Genomic DNA, 21,250 nt, shown 5'->3' with positions numbered 1-21,250 from the left:
TAATCGAAGCAGGGGTACCTGCCGTGGGTCATACGGCTGTTCCCCGGACCAAGGCATGCGACTGTTCCCGCGCGGCCTCGGTGGTGTGAAGGAGCAGCAGGGACGTGGTGACTGAGCCGACGCCACCCGGAACGGGTGTCAGCGCCCCGGCGATGCCCCGGACGCTGGCTTCGTCCACATCCCCCACGAGGGATCCGTCGGATAGGACGTTGGTGCCGACGTCGATCACAACAGCCCCGGAGGAAATGTGGCCGCCGTTCAGCAGGCCGGTACGCCCGGCGGCGACCACCACGACGTCGGCCGCCTTGGTGTATTTCTCCAGCGCCCCTGACCTGGAGTGGCAGACGGTGACGGTGGCGTCGCGTTCCAGCAGCAGCAGGGACAGCGGTTTTCCGACGACGGCTGAGCGTCCAATCACGACGACGTTCCGGCCCGCAACAGGGATGTCGAAGTGGTCCAGGATCTCGGTGACGGCCCGTGCAGTGGCGGGGGCGAACGAGGGCTGGCCCACGGCCAGCCGGCCAAGGCTCAGAGGGTTCGCGCCGTCGATGTCCTTCTCGGGGGCGATGTGCCCAACCAGCGCATCTGCGTCAACGCCGGGAGGCAATGGCGTCTGCAGGATGATGCCGTTGACGGATGGCTCGGCGCTGAGGTCCTTCAGGACTGAGGCCAGAACCTGTCCTGTTGCGTCGTGGCCCAGGTCCACGATCCGGCAATTGATGCCCGCGCTTTCTGCAGCCCGTTCGATGGACCGCACATACCAGAGCGTGGAGCCGTCGTCGGTGGCCACAACCACTGCAAGGGTGGGGCGCACGCCGTCAGTTTCGAGGTTCCGGGCTTCGTCGTGGGCCTTCTGCTGAATGAGCTTCGCCAGGCTTCGTCCAGAGAGGAGTGTGGTGCTCAACCGAGAATCCTTTCGCGCACGCGCTTCACTAGCGAGTCGGCTGCCAGGACGACCTTTTCCTCAAGGCCGTCCGTCTGCTCAGCCAGCCGGGAACGCGCTTCGGTGTCCTTGATGGCCACCACATTGATGTCGATGTTCACCCGTGCAGTGGTGGCGGCTGCCCGGGCTGCGTCGACGGCGGCGGCGACGTCACTGATCACGTTGGCATTGGCCACCTCGAACAGTTCCGTGGCAAGATCCACGACGGCGCCGGCAAGCAGGATCAGTTGTGCCGGTGTATTCGCCGCCTGGACGAGCGCGTCCTGGATGGATGCTGTCCGTTCGGCCTTGAGGTCGTCAGTACCGGCGGGGAGCTTGTAGGCATCGATGACGCCTTGGAACGCGTGCTGGTCGGCGTCCGCGAGGCGCAGGGCCTGGGCCACCAGGCCGTCGGCGCTGCTGATGATCCTGGCGACGAGTTCGGCGTGCTGTTCGTATTTCGTGCCGGTGGTGTACCTGGCCACCATGGCGACAAGCGCCGCCCCCTGGGCGGCGTGGAGAGCCGCGGCTGCGCCGCCGCCGGGGGTGGGTTCGCGCGAGGCAAGCCTGGCAAGGTAGTCGCTTATTGTTTCTGAATTGATCATGTGTCTTCCTGGGGGCTGAAGCTCTAGTCGACTGGCCTGGGCATGGATGGGCCATGGAAAAGCAGCGGCCCGGACTCTGGTTGCGAGGAAATGAGTCCGGGCCGCGTGCCCTTGAATGGCCCGGCGGCTGTTAGCCGCGGAGCCGGGTCATCGTGGGGTCGTACAGTGGATCGGCCGTGACTGTGGCCTGGATGCGCCGGCCAAAGTACTCGATTTCAACCGAGTCACCCAGGGAGACGGCGGCGGGCAGGTACGCGTAGGCAATTGGCTTGGCAACGGTGTAGCCATAAGCGGCGCTCGTGACGTAGCCAACTGCCTGGTCCTTGTAGAAGACAGGTTCCTTGCCCAGCACGATGCTGCGGCCGTCGTCGACCGTCAGGCAGCGAAGGCGGCGGGCGGAGTTTTCCTCGGTCCGGCCTTCCAGTGCTGCCTTGCCGACGAAGTTTTCCTTGGTCATCTTCACGGCGAAACCGAGTCCCGCTTCCAGCGGGTCGTGCTCGGTGGTCATGTCGGTGCCCCACGAGCGGTAGCCCTTTTCCAGGCGCAGCGAGCTGAACGCGGCGCGGCCGGCAGCGATCACGCCGAACGGCTGCCCTGCCTTCCACAGTGCGTCCCACAGGCGCTGGCCGTTGTCCGCGCTGGTGTACAGTTCCCAGCCCAGCTCGCCGACGTAGGACAGCCGCATTGCGGTGACGGTGACGCCGCCGATGACAACCTTCTTGGCCCGGAAGTAGCGCAGGCCGTCGTTGGAGAAGTCGTCGCTGCTGACGGTGGTGATCAGGTCCCGGGCGAGGGGTCCCCACAAGCCGATGCAGCAGGTCCCGCCGGTGGTATCGCGCACCTGGACCCAGTCGCTGGCGGTTCCGTTTTCCGTCTGGTGGCGTGCGGCCCGCTCAAAGTAAGCGGTGTCGATGTTTCCGTTGGCGCCGAGCTGGAAGGTGTCTTCGCTCAGGCGGGCCACGGTGATGTCGCTTCGGATCCCGCCGGCGTGGTCCAGCAGGAGCGTGTAGGTGACCGCCCCCGGCTTCTTGGTCATGTCGGCGGTAGTCAGCTCCTGCAGCAGCTTCAGGGCTCCGGGGCCGGAAACCTCAAGGCGCTTGAGCGGGGTCATGTCGTACATGGCCACCGCGGTGCGGGTCTTCCAGGCTTCGGCGGCGGCGATGGGCGAGCTGAACATCCCGGCCCAGGCGTCACGTGCGGGCGGCTGCCATTCGTCAGGCATCTCCTTGAGCAGTTCGGCGTTGGCTTCGAACCAGTAGGGGCGCTCCCATCCGCCGCCCTCCAGGAAGAAGCCGCCCAGCTGCTTGTGACGGGCGTGGAACGGGCTGACTCGGAGATTGCGTGGCGAGAGCTTTGGCTGCAGCGGGTGCAGCACATCATAGATTTCCACGAAGTTCTGCTGGGACGTCTCGCTGACGTACTCGGGGGTCAGCTGGACGTCTTCGAAACGATGGATATCGCAGTCACCAAGATCAATGCTGGACTTGCCGGTGGTCAGCAGTTCGGCAACGGCGCGGGCAATGCCGGCGGAGTGGGTCACCCACACGGCCTCAGCCACATAGAAGCCGTCCACTTCCTTCGATTCGCCCACCAGGGAGCCGCCGTCCGGGGTGAAGGAGAAGATGCCGTTGAAGCCATCCTCGATTTCGCTTTCGCGCAGGGCCGGCAGCAGCTGCTTGGTGGCTTCCCACGCAGGAAGGAAGTCCTCCAGGGTGAAGTCCAGGCGCGAAGGCATATTGTGTTCGCTGATGCTGCTGGGCTCGTAGCTGCCCAGCTCGTCAAGATCCACGGGCATAGGGCGGTGCGCGTAGGAACCAATGCCGTAGCGCTCGCCGTGTTCGCGGTAGTAGAGGTCCTGGTCCTGGTGGCGCAGGATGGGAAGCGAAGCGCCGTTGGGCAGTTCGTTCTTGCCCTGCTGTGCCGGTACGGGAGTGGTCTTGACGTACTGGTGGGCCAGCGGGAGGAGCGGGACAGACATCCCGATCATCTCGCCGATCTTCGCGCCCCAGAAGCCGGCGCAGGAAACCACGATGTCCGCGGGGATGACGCCTTCAGCGGTCTCCACTCCTGTGACCCGGCGGTTGGACTGTTCGATTCCGGTGACCTCGGTGTTGCCGATGTACTTAACCCCGGCGGCTTCCGTGCGCTTGATGAGCAGCTGGACTGCGCGGGCGGCGTGTGCCAGGCCGTCGCTGGGTACGTGGAGGCCACCCAAGATGTCTTCCTCATTGATGAGCGGGTAGAGCTCCTTGCATTCCTCGCGGGAAAGGATCTTGCCGTCGATACCCCACGCGGCGGCATAGCCGAGCTTCCGCTTCAGGTCCGCGAGGCGGGTCTCGGTGGTGGCAACTTCCAAACCGCCGACCTGGTTGAAGCAGCTGACGCCGTCCTCGCTCAGGGACAGGAGCTTCTCAACCGTGTACTTGGCGAAGGCAGCCATGGTCTTTGAAGGGTTCGTCTGGAAAACGAGGCCCGGGGCGTGGGACGTGGAGCCTCCAGGCATATTCAGGGGGCCCTGGTCCAGGACGGTGATGTTGTTCCAACCCCGCGCGACCAGTTCGTCGGCCAGGTTCGTGCCGACGATTCCCGCTCCAATAATGACAATGCTTGGCGTCGAAGCCATGTGGTTTCTCCTGCTGATTTTCGTGTGTTGTCTCTGCTGATGTGGTGGTGGTGCTTACCGGAACACGACAGTGCTGGTTTGGTCCAGCAGCACACGGTGCTCGCAGTGCCACCGCACGGCGCGGGACAGTGCAAGCGCTTCCGCATCCTGCCCGACTGTTGACAGTGTGGTGGGACCGTAGCTGTGGTCCACCCGGATGACTTCCTGTTCGATGATTGGCCCTTCATCGAGTTCAGCAGTCACGTAGTGGGCAGTGGCACCTACCAGTTTGACGCCACGGTCGTACGCCTGGTGGTACGGGCGCGCTCCCTTGAAGCCAGGAAGGAAGGAGTGGTGGATGTTGATGGCCCGGCCTTCAAGGGAGCGGCAGAGGTCATCGGAGAGCACCTGCATGTACCGGGCGAGCACAACGAGGTCGATGTTGTGCTCGTCGACGAGGTCCAGCAGGCGCTGTTCGGCGTCTGCCTTCGTCTCGGGGGTCACAGGGAGGTAGACGAAGGGCAGGCCGGCGGCGTCGGCCATTGCCCGGTGGGTTTCATGATTGGACACCACGAGGACGATGTCGCCGCCGAGGCTGCCACCGCGCCAGCGGAAGATCAGGTCATTCAGGCAGTGGCCGAACTTGGACACCATGACCAGGATGCGCTCCTTGGTCTGGTCATGGAAGCTGAACTTCATCTCGAAGCGGTCGGCAATGGCGTTGAACTCCTCCTGGAGCCGTTCCGGCGTGTACTCGGGGGAACCCGAGAATGCGGTGCGCAGGTGCAGCGTCTCGCGGAGCCCGTCGTCGAACTGCTGGTGCTCGTCGATGTTGAAGCCACGTTCGAAGAGAAAAGTGGTGACCGCTTGGACAATACCGGCACGTTCGACGCACGACAGTGTGAGTACGAACTTCTGGGCCTTGTCCTTCACGCGGGGGTCGTTCTGAGTCAGCGTGCTGGTTGATGAGTCTGTTGCCACTAGGGTCATGTCTCCTCCTTTAGGTATCTTCCCAATAGATATATTCGCAAATCAGGAACTGATATATTAGGATTGGGAATCAGCGTATACTGGTCACTGGGCGAGGTCAATAGCCTGTTTGGCTTGAATGGAAAGGGGTCCAGGTTATGGCAGTTGAAGCGTCGGCGATCGCGGCAGATGTGGTCAAGAAGTCGTTGGCGGACGTGGCGTACGAGCGTATCCGCGACCGGCTGCTGATGCTTGACATCAAACCCGGCGATCTTCTTAACGACGACCACCTCGCCAGGGACCTCGGCGTGGGGCGGACTCCAGTGCGGGAAGCTTTGAAGCGGCTTGAGCTCGACCGTCTGGTGGTTTCGTATCCGCGCAGGGGCACCTTTGCCACCCGAGTAGAGGTGACAGACCTTGCTTTCATTTCAGAAATCCGGACGCAGCTTGAACCGCTCGCAGCGTCCCGTGCTGCCCGGGTGGCCACGGAACTGCAGCGGGAGCGGTTGCGGGCTGTGATGCGGGCTGTTGAATCCTTCGATACCCATGCGGCCTCCGTCGTCGAAACTCTGCGCCTTGATGCGCGCGTCCATCAAGGCATCTACGCGGCTGCGGCCAATCCCCACCTTGAGGACGTCCTGATCCGGTACGACAATCTCGCCACCCGCATCTGGTGCATGGTTCTGGATCGCCTTCCCGATCTTTCCCGCCACGTGCATGAGCACCTGGACCTGCTCGGCGCAGTGATTGACGGCGATGAGGCACGGGCCGCTGACCTGGCGAGGAGCCACGTCAGTGGCTTCGAGGATGCCGTCCGCAAGGCGCTCTTCACCTGATCCAAGCCCCACCTCTCAAACGTTCGACCAGAAGCGCGGCCCTTCCAGCCGCGCTTCTGGCGCCTCTGGGACGGCTTGAAAAATCTGTTGACACCCACATGGCTGAATAGCATACTTGAGTCACGAAACTAATATATCAACAGGATATTAGATAGCAGAGGAGAAAAGATGGTCGACGTTCTGACCCGTACGCTCGCAGAGACCGATCCTGCGATCCATGCAGCCGTTCAGCAGGAGCTCCTGCGCCAGCAGGGCACGCTGGAGATGATCGCCTCTGAAAACTTTGCGCCGACTGCCGTCATGGAGGCGCAGGGATCCGTCCTGACCAACAAGTACGCCGAAGGCTACCCTGGCAAGCGCTACTACGGCGGCTGCGAACACGTTGACGTGGTCGAGCAGCTGGCCATCGACCGTCTTAAGTCATTGTTCGGCTCCGAATTCGCCAATGTGCAGCCCCACTCAGGCGCCCAGGCCAACGCGGCGGCGATGTTCGCCCTGATCCAGCCCGGTGACACCATCCTGGGGTTGAACCTCGCACACGGTGGCCACTTGACGCATGGGATGCGAATCAACTTCTCCGGCAAGCTCTACAAAGTGGTCCCGTACGGAGTCGGCGAAGAGACCATGCTGATTGACATGGCTGAAGTCGAGCGCCTGGCGGTTGAGAACAAGCCGAAGCTGATCGTCGCCGGCTGGTCCGCCTACTCCCGGCAGCTTGACTTCGCCGAATTCCGCCGTATTGCGGACCTGGTAGGCGCCTACCTGATGGTGGACATGGCCCATTTCGCAGGCCTGGTGGCCGCAGGGCTTCACCCCAGCCCCGTGCCTCACGCCCACATCGTCACGAGCACCACCCACAAGACCCTTGGCGGCCCGCGCGGTGGTGTGATCCTGACCAACGACGCCGACATCGCCAAGAAGGTCAACTCCGCGGTGTTCCCCGGACAGCAGGGTGGCCCGCTGGAGCACGTCATTGCCGCGAAGGCTGTGGCGTTCAAGCTCGCTGCTGAGCCGGCGTTCCGCGACCGCCAGGAACGCACCCTGGAAGGCGCCCGCATCATCGCAGAACGCATGCTGTCTGCCGACGTTGCAGAGGCCGGCGTGACCGTCGTCAGCGGCGGCACCGACGTGCACCTGGTCCTGGTGGATCTGCGCAATTCGGAACTGGACGGCCAGCAGGGCGAAGACCGCCTGCACCGGATCGGCATCACGGTCAACCGCAACGCCGTGCCGTTCGACCCGCGACCGCCGATGATCTCGTCCGGTCTTCGTATCGGCACGCCGGCACTGGCCACGCGTGGGTTCGGGAAGGCAGAGTTCACCGAGGTAGCGGACATTATCGCCGCAGCACTCAAGCGCGAGTTCAGCGACGAGACTGTGGCGGAACTGCGGCAGCGGGTTGAAATCCTGGCCGGAAAGTTCCCGCTCTACCCCAACCTCTCCTCTGACGCGAACGAGGTGGCATAATGGCCGATCTGCTTCCGGAGCACCCGGAATTCCTTTGGCACAACCCGGACCCGAAGCCTTCCTACGACGCAGTCATCGTTGGTGGCGGCGGGCACGGCCTGGCCACCGCCTACTTCCTGGCCAAAAACCACGGCATGACCAACATCGCCGTCCTCGAAAAGGGCTGGCTGGCCGGCGGCAACATGGCCCGCAACACCACCATCATCCGGTCCAACTACCTCTGGGACGAGAGCGCGGCTATCTACGAGCACGCCCTCAAGCTCTGGGAAGTCCTGCCGGAGGAGCTCGAATACGACTTCCTCTTCAGCCAGCGCGGCGTGATGAACCTCGCCCACACCCTGGGTGATGTGCGCGAAAGCATGCGGCGCGTGGGCGCGAACAAACTCAACGGAGTTGACGCCGAATGGCTGGACCCGCAGCAGGTCAAGGAACTCTGCCCCATCCTGAACATCAACGACAACATCCGCTACCCGGTCATGGGCGCCACGTACCAGCCGCGCGCCGGCATCGCCAAGCATGACCACGTGGCCTGGGCCTTCGCCCGCAAGTGCGACGAACTGGGCGTGGATATCATCCAGAACTGCGAAGTCACCGGCTTCGTCAAGGACGGCAACCGCGTGGTGGGCGTCAAGACCAACCGCGGCACCATCAACACCGAAAAGGTGGGCCTGTGCGCCGCCGGGCACAGCTCGGTCCTGGCCGAAATGGCCGGCTTCCGGCTCCCCATCCAGTCCCACCCGCTGCAGGCGCTGGTTTCCGAACTGCACGAACCGGTCCACCCCACCGTGGTCATGTCCAACCACGTGCACGTCTACGTTTCCCAGGCACACAAGGGCGAGCTGGTCATGGGCGCCGGAGTGGACTCCTACAACGGTTACGGCCAGCGCGGCTCGTTCCATGTGATCGAGCACCAGATGGCGGCCGCCGTCGAGCTCTTCCCGATCTTTGCCCGTGCGCACGTACTCAGGACCTGGGGCGGCATCGTTGATACGACGCTGGACGCCTCCCCGATCGTGGGCACCACTCCGGTGGACAACATGTTCGTGAACTGTGGCTGGGGCACGGGCGGCTTCAAGGGCACGCCGGCCGCGGGCCTCACCTTTGCCCACACCATCGCCACGGGAACGCCGCACGAACTGAACAAGCCGTTTGCGCTGGAGCGGTTCGAAACCGGTGCCCTGATCGACGAACACGGCGCAGCCGCCGTGGCCCACTAGAAGAGAGTCCGGACATGCTCCTCATTTCATGCCCCAACTGCGGCTCCCGCGACGAGACCGAGTTCCACTACGGCGGCCAGGCCCACGTGGCCTATCCGGAAAACCCTAACGAACTGAACGACCGCGAATGGGCCGAGTTCCTGTTCTACCGGGACAACACCAAGGGCGCCTTCGCCGAACGCTGGCTCCACAGCACCGGCTGCCGCCAGTGGTTCAACATGCTCCGCGACACGGTCACCTACGAGATCCAGGCGATCTACCCCATGGGCGAGCCCCGGCCTGACGCAGCCGCCCCGGCACGTGAGTCCGGCACTGCCAGCCTCGCCCCGGACAGCACCACCACCGGGACCGCTGCGCCGAGCACCGCCGCAACAAGCATCGCCGCCAGCACCTCACGCGCCAGCACCACCGCCCCGGAAGGAGCAACCAAGTGACTTCCCAGAACGCCCGCCTCGCCGCCGGCGGACGCATCGACCGCACCATTTCCTGGCGATTCACCGTGGACGGCGAGGAATTCACCGGCCACCCCGGCGACACACTCGCTTCGGCACTGCTCGCCAACGGCCGGATCGCCGCCGGCAACTCGCTGTACGAGGACCGCCCCCGGGGCATCATGTCCGCCGGCGTGGAGGAATCCAACGCACTGGTTCGCGTTGAAGCCCGGTTCCCGGGCCACGTGGCCGAGTCCATGCTTCCCGCCACCACCGTCACCCTGGTGGACGGCCTGAAGGCCGAACTGCTTCACGGCCTGGGCCGCCTTGACCCCGAGGAAGACCGGGCCGAATACGACAAGAAGTACGTCCACACCGACGTCCTGATCATCGGCGGTGGCCCTGCCGGCCTGGTCGCGGCCCGTGAAGCGGTCCGCACCGGCGCCCGGGTGATGCTGATGGACGACCAGCCCGAACTGGGCGGCTCCCTCCTGTCCGGGTCTACGGCCCCCGGCCTCGCCGAGACCATCGAGGGCAAGCCGGCCCTGGAGTGGGTGGCGGACGTGGAAGCCGAACTGGTTTCCGGGGCCGAAAGCACAGTCCTGAACCGCACCACGGCCTTCGGCGCCTACGACGCCAACTACGTCATCGCGGTCCAGAACCGCACCGACCACCTGTCCAGCCCGGCAGCGCCGGGCGTCTCCCGGCAGCGGATTTGGCACGTGCGTGCTAATCAGGTGGTGCTGGCCCCTGGCGCCCACGAGCGTCCCCTGGTCTTCGAGAACAACGACCGCCCCGGCATCATGCTGGCCTCCGCCGCCCGCAGCTACCTTAACCGTTACGCCGTCGCCGCCGGCCAGCGCGTTGTCATCAGCACCACCAACGACAGCGCCTACGCCCTCGCCGCGGACCTGCGGGCCGCCGGCGTCAAGTTGGCAGCCGTCGTCGACGCCCGCCCCGCCCTCACCCAGGTGGCAGCCGCCGCCGTCGAAGCCGGCACCCGGGTTCTGATCGGCAGCGCCGTGGCCAACACGGCAGCCGGCGACGACGGCCGGCTGTTCGCCGTCACCGTCCGCAGCATCAACGACGACGGCGAGCTCACCTCCGGCGTCGAAGAGATCGCCTGCGACCTGCTGGCAGTCTCCGGCGGCTGGAGCCCGCTGGTGCACCTCCACTCCCAGCGGCAGGGCAAGCTGCGCTGGGACGATGAACTGGCCGCTTTCGTGCCAAGCACCGTAGTTCCGAACCAGCAGACCATCGGTGCCGGCCGCGGCAGCTTCGAACTCGCCGACGTGCTTGCCGAGGGCATTTCCGCCGGCGCCGCCGCGGCCATCGCCGCAGGGTTCACTTCAGAAACCAAGCCAGCAGTCCTCGGCGAGCCGAAGGCGTCCGCCCCCACCCGCCAGCTCTGGCTGGTACCTGGCCAGGCCGGCACCCCGGATGGCTGGCACCACCACTTCGTGGACTTCCAGCGCGACCAGTCAGTGGCTGACGTGCTGCGGTCCACCGGTGCCGGCATGCGGTCCGTGGAGCACATCAAGCGGTACACCTCCATCAGCACCGCCAACGACCAGGGCAAGACCTCCGGCGTCAACGCGATCGGCGTCATCGCCGCCGCGCTCCGGACCGCGGGCGAAGCGTCCCGCGGCATCGGCGACATCGGCACCACCACGTACCGCGCACCGTTCACTCCAGTGGCGTTCGCAGCACTGGCCGGACGCCAGCGCGGCGAGCTGTTCGACCCCGCCCGCGTCACGTCGATCAACCCGTGGCACGTTGCCCAGGGCGCACTGTTCGAGGACGTAGGGCAGTGGAAGCGCCCCTGGTACTACCCGCAGGCCGGGGAAGACATGGACGCAGCCGTGCTGCGCGAATGCGCTGCAGTCCGCGAATCCGCCGGGTTCATGGACGCCACCACCCTCGGCAAGATCGAAATCCGCGGCAAGGACGCCGGTGAATTCCTCAACCGGATCTACACAAACGCGTTCAAGAAGCTCGCCCCGGGTTCCGCCCGCTACGGCGTAATGTGCCTGGCGGACGGCATGATCTTCGACGACGGTGTGACCCTGCGCCTGGACGAGGACCGGTACTTCATGACCACCACCACCGGCGGCGCCGCGAAGGTGCTGGACTGGCTGGAGGAATGGCTGCAGACCGAATGGCCCGAACTCGACGTGCACTGCACCTCGGTGACCGAACAGTGGAGCACCATTGCCGTCGTCGGGCCCAAATCCCGCGCGATCCTGGCAAAGGTGGCCCCCGAACTCGCCAAGGACGGCGGGCTGGAAGCCGAAGCCTTCCCGTTCATGACCTTCCGCGAAACCACCCTCGCCTCAGGCGTGCGGGCCCGGGTCTGCCGGATCTCCTTCTCCGGCGAACTGGCCTACGAGATCAACGTGCCGTCCTGGTACGGGCTGAACACCTGGGAAGCCGTGGCGGCTGCCGGGGCTGAATTCAACATCACCCCGTACGGCACCGAAACCATGCACGTGCTTCGCGCCGAAAAGGGCTACCCGATCGTCGGGCAGGACACCGACGGCACCGTCACCCCGCAGGATGCGGGCATGGAATGGGTGGTGTCCAAGGCCAAGGACTTCATCGGCAAGCGCTCCTACGCCCGGGCCGACGCCCGGCGCGAGGACCGCAAGCACCTGGTCAGCGTGCTGCCCGTGGACGGCACCATCCGGCTGCCGGAAGGCACCCAGCTCGTGGAAAAGGGCATCACTACCAGCCCCGCCTACGGCCCGGTCCCCATGCAGGGCTTCGTGACCTCGAGCTACCACAGCGCCGCCCTGGGCCGCTCGTTTGGGCTGGCACTGATCAAGAATGGCCGCAACCGCATCGGCGAGACGTTGCTGGCCGCAGCCGGCGACCAGCTAGTTGATGTTGTTGTCGCAGAAACCGTACTTTTTGACCCCGAAGGGACCCGCAAAGATGGCTAATTCAGCAGCACTCGAAGGCATCAATGGACTCCGGGACATCCGCCGCAGCCCCGCTTCCCACCTGGCCCCGGCACTGGTGGCAGGCTCCATCCGGGGCAAGGTTGTCCTGGCCGAGGGCCCCTTCCAGACCATGGCAGGAATCCGCGTAGACCCCAGGTCTGAAGAGGGTGCACGGATCGCTGCGGCCACCGGCGGCCTGCCGGCACGCTGCGGCGACGTGGGCGGCGCTGACGGCGTCAGCGTCCTCTGGCTGGGACCGGCGGAGTTCCTGGTGGTTGCACCTGAAGAGGCCCACGACTCCCTGGGCGGCGACCTCATCGGTTCCCTCACCGAAGCGCTGGGCGACGCCCCCGGCCAGGTGGTGGACCTGTCCGCCAACCGCACCACGTTTGAACTGTCCGGCCCCCGCGCCCGGGCCGTCCTGGAAAAAGGCTGCGCCCTTGACCTGCACCCGCGCAGCTTCACCCCGGGAACCGCCCTGAACACCGAGGTGGGCAACATCCCGGTGGTCCTGCAGAAGACCGGGGAGGAAAGCTTCCGGCTTTTCCCCCGCGCCTCCTTCGCGGACTTCCTGGGCCGGTGGCTCCTCGATTCAATGCGCGAGTACGCCTCGCCAGAGGTCCCCTAAATGGCACTCAGCGTCCTGGACCTGTTTTCCGTTGGCATCGGGCCCTCGTCGTCACACACAGTGGGCCCGATGCGGGCGGCGAAGCTATTCGCCGACGGACTCAAGGGCGACGGCCACCTGAGCGCCACCAGGCGCGTGCAGGCTGAGCTGTTCGGTTCGCTGGGTGCCACCGGGCGGGGCCACGGCTCGGACAAGGCCGTGGTCCTGGGCTTCAAAGGACTGGACCCGGAAACCGTGGACACCGCCACGGCGGACGACCAAGTGGCTGCCGCGGCCCTCGACGCCGAACTCCTGGTCGGTGGCCACCACCGGGTGGACTTCAACTGGGACGAGGACGTGGTGCTGCACCGGCGCAAGTCCCTCCCGGCCCACCCCAACGGCATGACCTTCCGCGCCCTGGACCACGCCGGGGCGGTGCTGAGCGAACGGAGTTTCTACTCGATCGGCGGCGGCTTTGTAGTGGACGGCGATGCCGGCGCCGAAGACAGGGTGGTGGCGGACTCCACCGTCCTCCCGTACCCCTTCACCACCGCCGACGAACTCCTGGAGATCTGCAAGCGCGAGGGCATGTCCATCTCCGACGTTATGCTCGCCAACGAACTCACATGGCGCAGCGAAGCGGAACTCCGGGAAAAACTGCTGGCACTCTGGGCAGTCATGCGCGAATGCGTGGACAACGGCTGCGCCGCGGAAGGGATTCTTCCAGGCGGCCTTAACGTCAGGCGACGGGCGCCGTCGTTATTCCAGACCCTGACGGCAGACACCGGAGTGACCGACCCGCTCCGGGCGATGGAGTGGGTGAACCTGTTCGCTCTGGCCGTCAACGAGGAAAATGCCGCTGGCGGCCGGATCGTCACCGCACCCACGAACGGCGCGGCCGGCATCGTCCCCGCGGTGCTGCACTACTACGTGAAGTTCGTGCCCGGCGCCAACGACGACGGTGTGGTCCGTTTCCTGCTGGCTGCGGCCGCCGTGGGAATTCTGTTCAAGATCAACGCCTCCATCTCCGGAGCGGAGGTGGGGTGCCAGGGCGAGGTGGGCTCGGCCTGCTCCATGGCGGCCGCCGGCCTGTGCGAGGTCCTCGGCGGAACGCCCGAGCAGGTGGAGAACGCCGCCGAAGTAGGGATCGAACACAACCTCGGCCTGACCTGCGACCCTGTGGGCGGCCTGGTGCAGATCCCCTGCATCGAACGCAACGCCATCGCCAGTGTCAAAGCCATCAACGCCGCGCGACTGTCCCTCCACGGGGACGGCAGCCACAAAGTATCCCTGGACAAAGCGATCAAGACCATGCGGGAAACCGGCGCCGACATGAAAAGCAAATATAAGGAGACGTCCCGGGGCGGCCTCGCGGTAAACGTCATCGAATGCTGACTCGGTGAAGTACGTGTAGCCCCGGGTGTGCACATACACCCGGGGCCAGTCCCTTAACTCGAATGCCTGGCTTCGCAGGCGCCCCGTCCCCTTGGAGCAAGAAGTGACCCTAAAACGACTCCCCTACGAACATATCGCTGTCACGGGCAGCAGCCGCGTCAAGCGCGGCATGGCCGAGATGCTCAAGGGCGGCGTCATCATGGACGTCGTCAACGTTGAACAGGCCCGCATCGCCGAAGACGCCGGTGCCGTTGCAGTCATGGCGCTGGAACGTGTTCCGGCCGATATCCGTGCCCAGGGCGGCGTGTCGCGCATGTCCGATCCGGACATGATCGACCAGATCATCGACGCCGTCTCCGTCCCGGTCATGGCCAAGGCCCGGATCGGCCACTTCGTAGAGGCCCAGGTCCTGCAGTCCCTCGGCGTGGACTACATTGACGAGTCCGAGGTCCTGACCCCCGCGGACTACGTCCACCACATCGACAAGTGGAACTTCACCGTTCCCTTCGTCTGTGGCGCCACCAACCTTGGTGAGGCCCTGCGCCGCATCAACGAGGGCGCGGCCATGATCCGTTCCAAGGGTGAAGCCGGCACCGGCGACGTCTCCAACGCCACCGGGCACATGCGCCAGATCCGCGCCGAGATCGCCAAGCTGGCCGCGCTGCCCGAAGACGAGCTCTACGTCGCGGCCAAGGAACTGCAGGCCCCGTACGAACTGGTCAAGGAAATCGCAACCACCGGCAAGCTCCCCGTGGTGCTGTTCACCGCCGGCGGCATCGCCACCCCTGCAGACGCCGCCATGATGATGCAGCTCGGCGCCGACGGGGTGTTTGTCGGTTCCGGCATCTTCAAGGCCGGCAATCCGGCCCAGCGTGCCGCCGCCGTCGTCAGGGCTACTGCCTATTACGACGATCCAGACGTCATCGCCCAGGTCTCGCGCGGACTCGGCGAAGCCATGGTTGGCATCAACGTGGACGAGATCCCGCAGCCCCACCGCCTCGCCGAGCGCGGTTGGTAAAAAGGGGCGGCTGTGACGGGAAACCAACTAGAAAAGGCTGCCAGCGGACGTGGGTTGCGCACAGACTGGGCACGCCTCACGGGCCATACGGTTGAGGTCTGGTGCATGGACGAATACATTGTGACGGGCGTTGTTGACCAGGCCTCAGCAGACGACTCCGTGCTCTGGATTGCCGCAGCCGGAAACGACAGGCGACGGCTTTTCGACAAGCGGAGTGGATTTCAGGTCCGGGCCTAGGCCGCAGTGCCTTGGGAGTTGTTTCCTCGGCTCTTGGCCGTACCCATGGTTGCCGCGGGCCGGAACGGGTACAACTGAGTGATGACGACTTCCCTGGTGCTTGGTCCCATGATGCGGTATGTGGATGAGACCTCGGCGAGCATCTGGGTGGAGACCCGGAGCGATTCCCGCGTCACCGTCCGGGCCGGCGGCAGGGACTGGGCGGCGCGTACTTTCGCCGTGCACGGCCACCATTACGCACTGGTGGAGGCGGACGGACTGGAGCCCGGAACGGTGCTGCCGTACACCCTTGAAATCGACGGCGAACACGTCTGGCCGGATTCGGCCACCGGGTTTCCGCCGCCGGTGATCGCGACCCTGAAGCCCGGAAAGCCGCTGCGCCTGGCCTATGGCTCCTGCCGCACCAGCGTCCCGCACGACGAGTCCGGCAACCGGACGCACGGCGTCGACTCGCTCCGCGCCTACGCCCTGGCGATGGCCTCAGGCGGTGACCTGCCGTGGCCGGACCTGGTGGCCTTCCTCGGAGACCAGGTCTACGCCGACCTGACCAGCGAACAGATGCAGCAATTCATCCGCGCCCGCCGCGACATCGACGAACCGCCCGGCGAGGAGCTCAAAGACTACGAAGAATATGCCCACCTCTACAATCTCGCCTGGTCCGACCCGGCGAACAGGTGGCTGCTGTCCACCCTGCCCAGCGCGATGATCTTCGACGACCACGACATCCGCGACGACTGGAACGCCTCGCTGAGCTGGAAAAGGGAGATGGAAGCCACCACGTGGTGGCACGGGCGGATTGTCTCGGGGCTTGCCTCCTACTGGGTTTACCAGCATCTGGGCAACCTGTCCCCGCAGGAGCGGCATGACGATGCCATCTGGCAGCGGATCGCCGGGCACCAGGGCGGGGCCGAACTCGACGTCAGCGCGGAACTCGACAGTTTCGCGGAACGCGCGGACCGGGACCCGGAATCCTACCGGTGGAGCTTCTGCCGGGATTTCGGGGATACCAGGCTGATCGTGGTGGACTCCCGCGCCGCCAGGAATCTGGACCCGGAAGCCCGCGCCCTGCTTGACGACGACGAAATGGCATGGCTTGACGGCCGCATGCGCGGCGGATTCCGCCACCTGCTGGTGGCAACGTCACTTCCTTTCCTGCTGCCGATGGGCCTGCACCACGTCGAGTCGTGGAATGAGGCCGTGTCCGAAGGTGCGTGGGGGAAGCGTCCCGCCCGGGCCGGCGAGAAGCTGCGCCAGGCGGTTGACCTGGAACACTGGGCCGCCTTCCAAAAAAGCTTCCAGGACGTGGCTGCCATGGCGGCCGCGGTCGCCGATGGCAAGCGTGGCCCGTCACCTGAGACAGTGACCTTCCTGTCCGGGGACGTCCATTTCTCCTACGTCGCGGAGGTGGAACGCTCCTCCGGCAGCCGGATCATCCAGGCAGTCTGTTCCCCGATCCGCAACCCCCTTCCCCGGCTGATGAGGTACTTCGGGGCCGTCATGGCCTACGGCCTGGCTTCACCGGTAGGTGCCATGGTGGCCCGCTCGGCGCGGGTGCCGGACCCGCCGTTCCGCTGGAAGCGCGTCGAGGGACCCTGGTTCAACAACAACCTGGCCAGCCTCGAGGTGGTCCCGGAGGGGCTGAAGCTGTGGTGGCAGACAGGCGTGGTGGAAGACGGCGACGAACTTCACCCACGGCTCGAGACTGTGGCATCCGTTATTGTGGCGTCCCGGGAGGAACGCGGGAGCCCACGTGTCGGGCGGGGTTTGGACAGGCTCACCCGCCGGCGCGCGGAACGAACCTAGCTGGCCAGGACCTAGCCGGCCAGGTGCACAATACCTTCGAGGTACCGCACGCACGTGCCGGAGAGCAGGGTGCGCTCCCCTTCCACACGGCAGAGCACGGTCCCGCCGCGTGCCGAAAGCTGGCGGGCGGATAGGACCGTGCTGCCCAGCCTGCCGGCCCAGAGCGGTGCCAGCTGGGAGTGCGCCGAGCCGGTCACCGGGTCCTCGGCAATGCCGGCCCGGGCACCGAAGAACCGGGAGACGAAGTCGTGGCCGGTTCCGTAACCCTCCGCCGTGCCAATGCTGCTTGGAGCCTGCGGCGTTGCTCCGGTTCGCTGCTATCGAAGCCCATCACCACTGTCTCTGCACGGATCGGAGGCCACGCCTGCCAAGACAATGGCACTGACTTCCCTAAGCGTGCTGCGCGTCGCGCGGGTCTGCCGCATCAGCTGCTGCAGGGCGGCGTCCTCGGTGATGGTGTGGCGCTCCATGAGTATTCCGCAGGCCCGGTTAATCAGGTCCCTGCTGTAGAGAGCCGATTGCAGGCTCGCACTGATGCGTTCCGGAGTTTCGGCAGTCTGGATATGCGACAGAAGAGTGGCCGCGGGGGAGGCAAAAAGCTCCATGAGGGCGGCGGTGGCATCTTCGAAGGCGCCGGGGGAGGCCGCGTAAATCTTCATTGCACCTATGGCCTGCCCGTCGGCGATCAGCGGGGTGCTGATCACTGAGCGGATTGGCATGTCAACGACGGCGGCGCTCCAGTTTGGCCAGCGGGCTTCAGTTGCAACCTCATGGATGAGGATGCTCTGTTGGGTGGTCCAGGCTGTCAGGCAGGGCCCCTGGACCAGTTCATACTGAAGGGCGTCGGCGCGTTCAACGATGCTGTCGGTAGACCCGGAACTGACCGGGCGGGCATGGGGATCAAGGATTGAGACACCTGCCCCAACAGTCCCCGGGATGGAATCCCTAACGGCGCGGGAGAGGTGCTGGACGGCGTGGTCCACTTTTCTTCCGTGAGGAGCAGCCCCATGATCCTGCCCAAGGCAGTGGATAGTTCATCCAGGGGATACTTCTTGATCATGGTTTCTGCCTCCGGCCATTCTGCGTGACCGGCCTCCGGCGGGCCGGATGAGCCTGTTTGTGACCGTTCAGCACTTCAGGTAAAGCCTAGCGTGCGTGGTGGGCTGCGGGCCCGGACCTGCACGGATTCAGGCTGTTTGGCTATTCATCGTAGGTGGTGGGTAATTCCCGTTCGCCGCCAATTCCGGAAATGATGCCGGCGGCCACCTCCTTTAGCTTGATATTGCGGTAGCTGGAGGCCTTGACCAATATCTGGAATGCCGCATCGCGGTTGCACCGGTTCTGCGCCATGATGGCCCCAATGGCCGTGTCAATGACAGTGCGGGATTTCAGGGCGGCGGCGAGGTCGTCACGCGCGTCGCGCAACTGTGCGATGTTCAGGGCAAGGTCCAGCGCCTTGGCGGCGATGCCCGCCAGGCCAACAGCCGCATCAATCCCGTGATGCGGGAAGCCGTCCGTGTTGGGGGAGTAGAGGTTAATCACCGCCTGGGCAGGAGCCTGCAGATGCATTGGTACTGCCAGGATGGAGCCGATGCCCATCTGGCGGGCAGCCTCGTTGTATTTCGGCCAACGGGCATCGGCGTCCAGATCCGGGACGTGGACCATCGACTCTGTCCGAAGGGCTGTCAGGCAGGGTCCATGGCCGATGCTGTTTTGCAGTTCGTCCAGGTTCCACGCACGCATGTCACTGCTGGCAGCAGCGACCGGCCGCTTCTGCCGGACTACCGTGATCCCGCAGGACAAGTGGTTCCCTGGCTGCGACAGCTGGGTGGCAAAAATCGCGGCGGTGTCCGTCAGGAATTCACGGACGTCGGAGCTTGCCAGGACGAGGTCCTGCAGGTGGAGCACAAACTCGTGCAGGTGGGCGCCGGCGCGTCCAACGTTGCCGGATTCGGGTTCTCGGATATCAAAGTCCTGGGACATGTGCACTTCCCTGTCCGTCCGCCGTGATCTCCTTGATGGCGGCCTGGATGAGATCCATCTGCAGTGGGGCCAACTCCACCAGCTCGTGCAGATAGGCGTCCACCCCGAGCTGATCGACGTTTCCGCCGATCCCGTAATAGTAGGTCCATAGCCCCGGGAGGCTGATGTTCCCGCTCTGGAACTGGGCGGCCGCAAACTTGCGCTGGTCCGCGCCGAAGGCAGGCTGGGGGGTGCCCAGTCCGCCGTCGTCCATCATTTCTCTCCGCCTCCGGTGATGACGGGGATATCCGAGGCGTGGTACAGGATGTCCTCGGCGATGTCATGCAGCCGGCGGTTGCTGCTGCGGGAAGCAAGGTGCAGGAGCTTGACGGCGGTTTCATGGCTGCAGCGGTTCTGCACCATGATCAGGGCAACGGCCGAGTCCACAACGGCCCGGGACCGCAGCGCCGACCTCAAATGCTCCGGGTAGGGGTCCGAAGGGTGCACACGGATTGCCAGCCGCAGAATCCGGGAAAGCGATGCAGCGTGCTCCTCAATGGCGGTCACCGTGTCCGGGGCAAACGTATTCAGCTGGGTTGAGTAGCAGTTCAGGGCGGAGCGGGACCCGTTGTCTGTGGGGATGGGGACGGCCAGGATTGTCCGGATGCCTTCGTCTGCGACCGCGGCGGCATACCAGGCCCAACTCTCGTCAGCCTGAAGATCACGGATGAGGACTGTGCGCTGCTCCCGCAGCGCCGTCAGGCAGGGGCCGTCGTCGAATGCGTACTGGCGTTCGTCCAGGCTCCGGGCCGTCTCCGTGCTGCTGGCTACCGTCGCTGGCCCGGTCTCCCGTTCCACCGTGATGGCACAGAGCAGGGGCGTGTCCCCGCCTAGCAAGGACGCGGAGATCGCGGTCAGTCCCAGGAGGAATTCGGTGAAACCCGGACTCTCAAGAAGCAGGTCCTGTAATTGCTCCGCCGTCGGCAGGGCGTCATTCTCGGCCATGCGGCCTCAATTCCAAACATCGCCGGGGTCACACGACCCGGCTGGCGGCTGTGCGCTCTCTTCGCGCGCGGCCCGTATATTCAACCCCGGACCTATATATGCCACCCCGAAATCTCCTACTACCGACACTACGCCCTTCCAGGGCAGCCGCCGGTGGTCCCGGTGGCGTATTAGCAGCCGGGAGTGGCCCCGGAGCCAATGTATTCAGTGCGCGTCCGCCACGGCGGCGAGCTGCGGACCCAGCCGTGCAGCCATCAGCCGGTAGCCCGTATTGTCGGGGTGGAGCGTATCCGGCATCAGTTCGGCGGCTTCGCCGGGAGTGAAGACGGCGGCGCCGTCCACGCAGTGGAACCCGTGGTCGCCGCGTTCCCGCAGGACACGCACGACGGCGGCTGTTGCGTCCCGGTAGTCCCTCAAGGTCATCCCGACGGCGTTGGGCAGCTCCTCCCGGGGCAGCGACACCATGGGGGTGATGACGGCAATTGGCGCGTGGGGATGGGCTTTGCGGATGTTCGCCAGGAATCCCAGGACCTGGCTTGCGTAACTGCGTTCGGAGAAAACGGCTGCGTTGTAGGAGTTGATGCCCAGGCAGAGCGAGATGAAATCGGCCGGCAGTTGCTGCAGCGTTGACTCCGCAGCCGGATCCAGCTGGCACTCGCCAGCGAATCCAAGTGAGGTGAGCTGCCAGCCGTACCGGTTCGCCACCAGGGCAGGCCAGGTTTCCGACGGGCCGTCCGCCTGCTGGCAATGCGTCAGCGAGCTGCCGTACGTCAGCCAGCGTTTGCCGGACTCCGTCACCGGCTGGACGCCCCCTCCATTCAGTGATGCTTCCCGGATCCTGACCGTTCCAAACTGGGGGAGCCATAGCTGGACCGACGTCCCGGGCTTGAGGGGTCCCAAGGCGAGCTCGTAACTCACCCTGCCGGCTGCGGTGACCCGGTGGGCGAGCTTCCCATCCACCAGCACGTCAAACGGCGAGCTGTCGGCTGTGCCTTCCGCTTCCAGGACCAGCGTTCCTGACGACGCCGTCCAGCTTGCCCGGATACCGGCGCCCATGGTGGCCCGGTTCTCGAGCCCGTCGGTGGCCGGGGACATTAGCAGGGCCGGATCCAGCCGCCGGAAGTGTTGCCAGCCTTCGGTGTCCGTGATGACCCGAAAGGCCCCGGTCCAGTGCGCGTTGATGGAATTCACGGGCACAAATCTACCGGTTTCCTGCTCGGCGACTTTGCCCG

General features: G+C 65.2%; 20 protein-coding genes. 10 read left to right on the top strand and 10 right to left on the bottom strand.

Annotated elements, in window-relative coordinates:
* Positions 1 to 28: 28 nt before the first annotated feature.
* The 4 genes from AU252_RS09445 to purU form a co-directional block, all read right to left on the bottom strand.
* Positions 29 to 904, bottom strand: a complete 876-nt coding sequence (locus AU252_RS09445) for a bifunctional 5,10-methylenetetrahydrofolate dehydrogenase/5,10-methenyltetrahydrofolate cyclohydrolase (RefSeq protein WP_058930489.1) — start codon at positions 902 to 904, stop codon at positions 29 to 31.
* Positions 901 to 1,527: a cyclodeaminase/cyclohydrolase family protein gene (locus tag AU252_RS09440; RefSeq protein WP_058930488.1), complete on the bottom strand. Its 627-nt coding sequence runs from the start codon at positions 1,525 to 1,527 to the stop codon at positions 901 to 903. Before AU252_RS09440 ends, AU252_RS09445 begins: the two co-directional genes overlap by 4 nt.
* A 130-nt stretch (positions 1,528 to 1,657) precedes the next feature.
* Entirely contained in the window at positions 1,658 to 4,150 is a 2,493-nt protein-coding gene (locus tag AU252_RS09435; protein WP_058930487.1) for a GcvT family protein, read from the bottom strand.
* 54 nt (positions 4,151 to 4,204) lie between these two features.
* Positions 4,205 to 5,119, bottom strand: coding sequence for a formyltetrahydrofolate deformylase (gene purU / locus AU252_RS09430; RefSeq protein ID WP_083510331.1), 915 nt, complete (start codon positions 5,117 to 5,119; stop codon positions 4,205 to 4,207).
* A gap of 137 nt (positions 5,120 to 5,256) precedes the next feature.
* Between purU and AU252_RS09425 the strand changes: the two genes are divergently transcribed.
* From AU252_RS09425 to AU252_RS09380, 10 genes are all read left to right on the top strand, one after another.
* Positions 5,257 to 5,934, top strand: a complete 678-nt coding sequence (locus AU252_RS09425; RefSeq protein ID WP_058930486.1) for a GntR family transcriptional regulator — start codon at positions 5,257 to 5,259, stop codon at positions 5,932 to 5,934.
* A 168-nt stretch (positions 5,935 to 6,102) separates the two neighbouring features.
* Positions 6,103 to 7,401 carry a serine hydroxymethyltransferase gene (gene glyA, locus AU252_RS09420; protein WP_058930485.1) on the top strand — a complete coding sequence of 433 codons (1,299 nt, stop codon included), beginning with the start codon at positions 6,103 to 6,105 and terminating at the stop codon, positions 7,399 to 7,401.
* Positions 7,401 to 8,618 carry a sarcosine oxidase subunit beta family protein gene (locus AU252_RS09415; RefSeq protein ID WP_058930484.1) on the top strand — a complete coding sequence of 406 codons (1,218 nt, stop codon included), beginning with the start codon at positions 7,401 to 7,403 and terminating at the stop codon, positions 8,616 to 8,618. Before glyA ends, AU252_RS09415 begins: the two co-directional genes overlap by 1 nt.
* Positions 8,619 to 8,632: 14 nt before the next feature.
* Entirely contained in the window at positions 8,633 to 9,052 is a 420-nt protein-coding gene (locus AU252_RS09410; RefSeq protein ID WP_058930483.1) for a sarcosine oxidase subunit delta, read from the top strand.
* Entirely contained in the window at positions 9,049 to 11,991 is a 2,943-nt protein-coding gene (locus AU252_RS09405; protein WP_058930482.1) for a sarcosine oxidase subunit alpha family protein, read from the top strand. Before AU252_RS09410 ends, AU252_RS09405 begins: the two co-directional genes overlap by 4 nt.
* Complete coding sequence (locus AU252_RS09400) at positions 11,984 to 12,619, top strand: sarcosine oxidase subunit gamma (RefSeq protein ID WP_058930481.1); 636 nt, start codon at positions 11,984 to 11,986, stop codon at positions 12,617 to 12,619. The genes AU252_RS09405 and AU252_RS09400 overlap by 8 nt, the downstream gene beginning before the upstream one ends.
* Positions 12,620 to 13,993: an L-serine ammonia-lyase gene (locus tag AU252_RS09395; protein ID WP_058930480.1), complete on the top strand. Its 1,374-nt coding sequence runs from the start codon at positions 12,620 to 12,622 to the stop codon at positions 13,991 to 13,993.
* Positions 13,994 to 14,096: 103 nt separating this feature from the next.
* A complete protein-coding gene (gene pdxS / locus AU252_RS09390) occupies positions 14,097 to 15,011 on the top strand; it encodes a pyridoxal 5'-phosphate synthase lyase subunit PdxS (protein ID WP_058930479.1) in 915 nt (304 codons plus the stop codon).
* Positions 15,012 to 15,116: 105 nt separating this feature from the next.
* Positions 15,117 to 15,248 (top strand): hypothetical protein, encoded by a 132-nt coding sequence (locus AU252_RS24780; protein WP_256370770.1) that lies wholly within the window; start codon positions 15,117 to 15,119, stop codon positions 15,246 to 15,248.
* 81 nt (positions 15,249 to 15,329) lie between these two features.
* On the top strand, positions 15,330 to 17,051 hold the full coding sequence (locus AU252_RS09380) for an alkaline phosphatase D family protein (RefSeq protein ID WP_058930477.1): 1,722 nt from the start codon (positions 15,330 to 15,332) through the stop codon (positions 17,049 to 17,051).
* An 11-nt stretch (positions 17,052 to 17,062) separates the two neighbouring features.
* Here the strand turns inward: AU252_RS09380 and AU252_RS09375 are convergent, their stop codons facing one another.
* The 6 genes from AU252_RS09375 to AU252_RS09350 all read right to left on the bottom strand — a co-directional run bounded on the left by AU252_RS09375 (position 17,063) and on the right by AU252_RS09350 (position 21,209).
* Complete coding sequence (locus AU252_RS09375; protein WP_083510330.1) at positions 17,063 to 17,332, bottom strand: PhzF family phenazine biosynthesis protein; 270 nt, start codon at positions 17,330 to 17,332, stop codon at positions 17,063 to 17,065.
* Between the two features lie 36 nt (positions 17,333 to 17,368).
* Complete coding sequence (locus AU252_RS09370; protein ID WP_240484362.1) at positions 17,369 to 18,034, bottom strand: GAF and ANTAR domain-containing protein; 666 nt, start codon at positions 18,032 to 18,034, stop codon at positions 17,369 to 17,371.
* 217 nt (positions 18,035 to 18,251) lie between these two features.
* The gene (locus AU252_RS09365) at positions 18,252 to 19,034 is read right to left on the bottom strand and encodes a GAF and ANTAR domain-containing protein (protein WP_058930475.1); all 783 of its coding nucleotides are present in this window, start codon (positions 19,032 to 19,034) and stop codon (positions 18,252 to 18,254) included.
* A complete protein-coding gene (locus AU252_RS09360; protein WP_240484361.1) occupies positions 19,018 to 19,290 on the bottom strand; it encodes a hypothetical protein in 273 nt (90 codons plus the stop codon). The genes AU252_RS09365 and AU252_RS09360 overlap by 17 nt, the downstream gene beginning before the upstream one ends.
* Positions 19,287 to 20,018, bottom strand: a complete 732-nt coding sequence (locus AU252_RS09355) for a GAF and ANTAR domain-containing protein (protein WP_058930473.1) — start codon at positions 20,016 to 20,018, stop codon at positions 19,287 to 19,289. The genes AU252_RS09360 and AU252_RS09355 overlap by 4 nt, the downstream gene beginning before the upstream one ends.
* Before the next feature lie 204 nt (positions 20,019 to 20,222).
* Positions 20,223 to 21,209, bottom strand: a complete 987-nt coding sequence (locus tag AU252_RS09350) for a GDSL-type esterase/lipase family protein (protein WP_058930472.1) — start codon at positions 21,207 to 21,209, stop codon at positions 20,223 to 20,225.
* Positions 21,210 to 21,250 lie beyond the last annotated feature (41 nt).

Origin of the sequence: Pseudarthrobacter sulfonivorans (assembly GCF_001484605.1) — a bacterium.
GTDB lineage: Bacteria > Actinomycetota > Actinomycetes > Actinomycetales > Micrococcaceae > Arthrobacter > Arthrobacter sulfonivorans_A.
The sequence above is the reverse complement of the archived record's forward strand: the minus strand, read 5'-3'. Positions and strand labels throughout refer to the sequence as shown.

What these genes read in the sequence shown, in the direction of transcription:
- AU252_RS09440 (WP_058930488.1), bottom strand. Translation starts at nt 1,527, where the DNA reads ATGATCAATTCAGAAACAATAAGCGACTACCTTGCCAGGCTTGCCTCG.
- AU252_RS09435 (WP_058930487.1), bottom strand. Translation starts at nt 4,150, where the DNA reads ATGGCTTCGACGCCAAGCATTGTCATTATTGGAGCGGGAATCGTCGGC.
- purU (WP_083510331.1), bottom strand. Translation starts at nt 5,119, where the DNA reads ATGACCCTAGTGGCAACAGACTCATCAACCAGCACGCTGACTCAGAAC.
- AU252_RS09425 (WP_058930486.1), top strand. Translation starts at nt 5,257, where the DNA reads ATGGCAGTTGAAGCGTCGGCGATCGCGGCAGATGTGGTCAAGAAGTCG.
- glyA (WP_058930485.1), top strand. Translation starts at nt 6,103, where the DNA reads ATGGTCGACGTTCTGACCCGTACGCTCGCAGAGACCGATCCTGCGATC.
- AU252_RS09415 (WP_058930484.1), top strand. Translation starts at nt 7,401, where the DNA reads ATGGCCGATCTGCTTCCGGAGCACCCGGAATTCCTTTGGCACAACCCG.
- AU252_RS09410 (WP_058930483.1), top strand. Translation starts at nt 8,633, where the DNA reads ATGCTCCTCATTTCATGCCCCAACTGCGGCTCCCGCGACGAGACCGAG.
- AU252_RS09400 (WP_058930481.1), top strand. Translation starts at nt 11,984, where the DNA reads ATGGCTAATTCAGCAGCACTCGAAGGCATCAATGGACTCCGGGACATC.
- AU252_RS09395 (WP_058930480.1), top strand. Translation starts at nt 12,620, where the DNA reads ATGGCACTCAGCGTCCTGGACCTGTTTTCCGTTGGCATCGGGCCCTCG.
- AU252_RS24780 (WP_256370770.1), top strand. Translation starts at nt 15,117, where the DNA reads ATGGACGAATACATTGTGACGGGCGTTGTTGACCAGGCCTCAGCAGAC.
- AU252_RS09380 (WP_058930477.1), top strand. Translation starts at nt 15,330, where the DNA reads ATGACGACTTCCCTGGTGCTTGGTCCCATGATGCGGTATGTGGATGAG.
- AU252_RS09365 (WP_058930475.1), bottom strand. Translation starts at nt 19,034, where the DNA reads ATGTCCCAGGACTTTGATATCCGAGAACCCGAATCCGGCAACGTTGGA.
- AU252_RS09360 (WP_240484361.1), bottom strand. Translation starts at nt 19,290, where the DNA reads ATGATGGACGACGGCGGACTGGGCACCCCCCAGCCTGCCTTCGGCGCG.
- AU252_RS09355 (WP_058930473.1), bottom strand. Translation starts at nt 20,018, where the DNA reads ATGGCCGAGAATGACGCCCTGCCGACGGCGGAGCAATTACAGGACCTG.